This is a genomic window from Klenkia sp. PcliD-1-E (assembly GCF_024124375.1).
In the GTDB taxonomy this organism is placed as follows: Bacteria; Actinomycetota; Actinomycetes; order Mycobacteriales; family Geodermatophilaceae; genus Klenkia.
The window spans coordinates 1-2,999 of record NZ_JAMXRZ010000216.1 but is presented as its reverse complement, the minus strand read 5'-3'; the positions used below and the strand labels follow the sequence as shown (position 1 = coordinate 2,999).

The 2,999-nt window shown below is 74.1% G+C and carries 2 protein-coding genes and 1 pseudogene; all 3 read left to right on the top strand.

Going from position 1 to position 2,999, the window contains the following annotated elements; translation table 11 throughout:
• A pseudogene (locus NH342_RS22550) lies at positions 1-185 on the top strand (NADH-quinone oxidoreductase subunit NuoE); the annotation flags it as partial.
• 4 nt (positions 186-189) lie between these two features.
• A complete protein-coding gene (gene nuoF / locus NH342_RS22545; protein ID WP_253018546.1) occupies positions 190-1,518 on the top strand; it encodes an NADH-quinone oxidoreductase subunit NuoF in 1,329 nt (442 codons plus the stop codon).
• On the top strand, positions 1,515-2,999 hold a 1,485-nt coding region (locus NH342_RS22540), incomplete at its 3' end, for an NADH-quinone oxidoreductase subunit G (protein ID WP_253018543.1). The genes nuoF and NH342_RS22540, both read left to right, overlap by 4 nt.

Below are 2,999 nucleotides of genomic sequence, written 5' to 3'. Positions count from 1 at the left end.
CGGCCGCCGCGGACGCCCAGGTGGCCGCCGCCGACAACGCCGCCGAGCGCTCCGGCGCCGCGCAGAACCACCCCGACCGTCCGGAGCCGGCCGGCCGCGAGGCCGCCGACCGCGACGCACCCGCCCCCGACGCCGACGGCCAGGCCCAGTCCGGGTCCGGCACCTCCGTCCCGCGAGAGGTCTGATCCCGTGCCGCTCACCCCTGTGCTGACCAGCCGCTACGCCGAGGACCGCAGCTGGACCATCGAGACCTACGAGCGCACCGAGGGCTACACGGCCTGGCGCACCGCGCTGGGCATGACGCCCGACGAGATGGTCACCCTGGTCAAGGACTCCGGTCTGCGCGGACGCGGCGGCGCCGGCTTCCCGACCGGCATGAAGTGGAGCTTCATCCCGCAGCCCAAGCCGGGGGAGACCCCGACCGGCCCGGCCGCCAAGCCCAAGTACCTCGTGGTCAACGCCGACGAGGGCGAGCCCGGCACCTGCAAGGACGTGCCGCTGATGATGGCCGACCCGCACTCGCTGGTGGAGGGCGTGGCCATCGCCTCCTACGCCATCCGCTGCTCCTTCGCCGTCATCTACGTCCGCGGCGAGGCCGTGCACGCCCACCGCCGGCTGCAGGCCGCCGTCGCCGAGGCCTACGCCGCCGGTCACCTCGGGCGCGACGTGCACGGCTCGGGGGTCGACCTCGACGTCGTCGTGCACGCCGGTGCCGGCGCCTACATCTGCGGCGAGGAGACCGCGCTGCTGGACTCCCTCGAGGGTCGCCGCGGCCAGCCCCGGCTCAAGCCGCCCTTCCCCGCCGTCGCCGGCCTCTACGGCGCACCGACCGTGGTGAACAACGTCGAGACCCTGGCCAGCGTGCCGTTCGTGGTCCGCGGCGGGTCGGCCTGGTTCAAGGAGTTCGGCCCGGAGAAGTCCCCCGGCCCCAAGATCTACTCGATCTCGGGCCGGGTCGTGCACCCCGGCCAGTACGAGGCCCCCATGGGGACGACGATGCGCGAGCTGCTGGAGATGGCCGGCGGCGTGCGCCCCGGCCACGAGCTGAAGTTCTGGACGCCGGGTGGCTCGTCGACGCCGTACTTCACCGCCGAGCACCTCGACGTCCCGCTGGACTTCGACTCGGTCGCCGCGGCCGGGTCGATGCTGGGGACCACCGCGCTGATGGTCTTCGACGAGACCGACTCGATCGTCGAGGCCACCCTGCGGTTCACCGAGTTCTACGCGCACGAGTCCTGCGGCAAGTGCACCCCGTGCCGGGAGGGCACGTACTGGCTGGTCCAGATCCTGGAACGGCTGGTCGCCGGGCACGGCACCGCGCGTGACCTGGACCTGCTGACCGACACCTGCGACAACATCCTCGGCCGGTCGTTCTGCGCCCTCGGCGACGGCGCCACCAGCTGCATCGCGTCCTCGCTGAAGTACTTCAAGGACGACTACGTGGCACTGCTGCCGCCCGACGAGCAGGGCCGGCTGGGCCGGACGCTGCACATCGAGCCCGTGGCGGCGATGGCATGACCACCCCCGAACCCGCCCCCGCCCAGGTCCCCGCCGTGCCGGGGCCGCACACGCCCGAGGACCACGTCCGGCTGACCATCGACGGCTTCGACGTCGCGGTGCCCAAGGGCACGCTGATCATCCGGGCGGCCGAGCAGATCGGCGTGCAGATCCCGCGCTTCTGCGACCACCCGCTGCTGGAGCCGGTCGGCGCCTGCCGGCAGTGCCTGGTCGAGGTCGAGGGCCAGCGCAAGCCGGTCGCCTCCTGCACCGTCCCGGTCACCCCCGACATGGTGGTGAGGACCCAGCTGACCAGCGAGGTCGCCGAGAGCGCGCAGGCCGGCACGCTGGAGCTGCTGCTGGTCAACCACCCGCTGGACTGCCCGGTCTGCGACAAGGGCGGGGAGTGCCCGCTGCAGAACCAGGCGATGAGCAACGGGCACGCCGAGAGCCGCTTCGAGGGCACCAAGCGCACCTACCCCAAGCCGCTGCCGATCAGCTCGCAGGTGCTGCTGGACCGCGAGCGCTGCGTGCTGTGCGCCCGCTGCACCCGGTTCTCCCAGCAGGTCGCCGGTGACCCGTTCATCGAGCTGTTCGACCGGGGCGCGCTGCAGCAGGTCAGCATCTACGCCGACGAACCCTTCGAGTCCTACTTCTCCGGCAACACCGTGCAGATCTGCCCGGTCGGCGCGCTGACCAGCGCGGCCTACCGGTTCCGCTCGCGGCCCTTCGACCTGCGCAGCGAGCCCAGCACCTGCGAGCACTGCGCCTCGGGCTGCGCGCAGCGCACCGACTACCGCCGCAGCACGGTGCTGCGCCGCCTCGCCGGGGACGACCCCGAGGTCAACACCGAGTGGAACTGCGACAAGGGCCGGTTCGCCTTCCGGTACGCGGCGGCCAACGAGCGGCTGACCACGCCGCTGGTCCGCCGCGACGGCGAGCTGGTGCCGGCGTCCTGGCCCGAGGCCTGGGCCGCCGCGGCCGCGGGCCTGGCCGCCGCCCGCGAGGACGGCGGGGTCGGCGTGCTGCCCGGCGGTCGGCTGACCGTCGAGGACGCCTACGCCTACGCCAAGTTCGCCCGCACCGTGCTCGGCACGCACGACGTCGACGCCCGCGCCCGCGCGCACTCGGCCGAGGAGCTGGCGTTCCTGGCCGCGCACGTGGCCGGCACCGCCCCGGGCGCCGGCGCGGTCACCTACGACGAGCTCGCCGCCGCACCCGCCGTGCTCATGGTCGGGTTCGAGCCGGAGGAGGAGTCGCCGATCGTCTTCCTCCGGCTGCGCCGGGCCGTCCGCGAGCGGGCGCTGCCCGTGTTCGACGTCGCGCCCTTCGCCACCCCGGCCGACGAGAAGCTCGACGCCGTCCTGCTGGCCACCCCGCCCGGCATGGAGGCCGCCGTCCTGCGGGCGCTGGCCACCGAGTCCGCCGGCGGCGTCGGCGCGCAGGCGGCCACCGCGCTGCGCCACGACGGCGCGGTCGTGCTCGCCGGCGAGCGGCTGGCC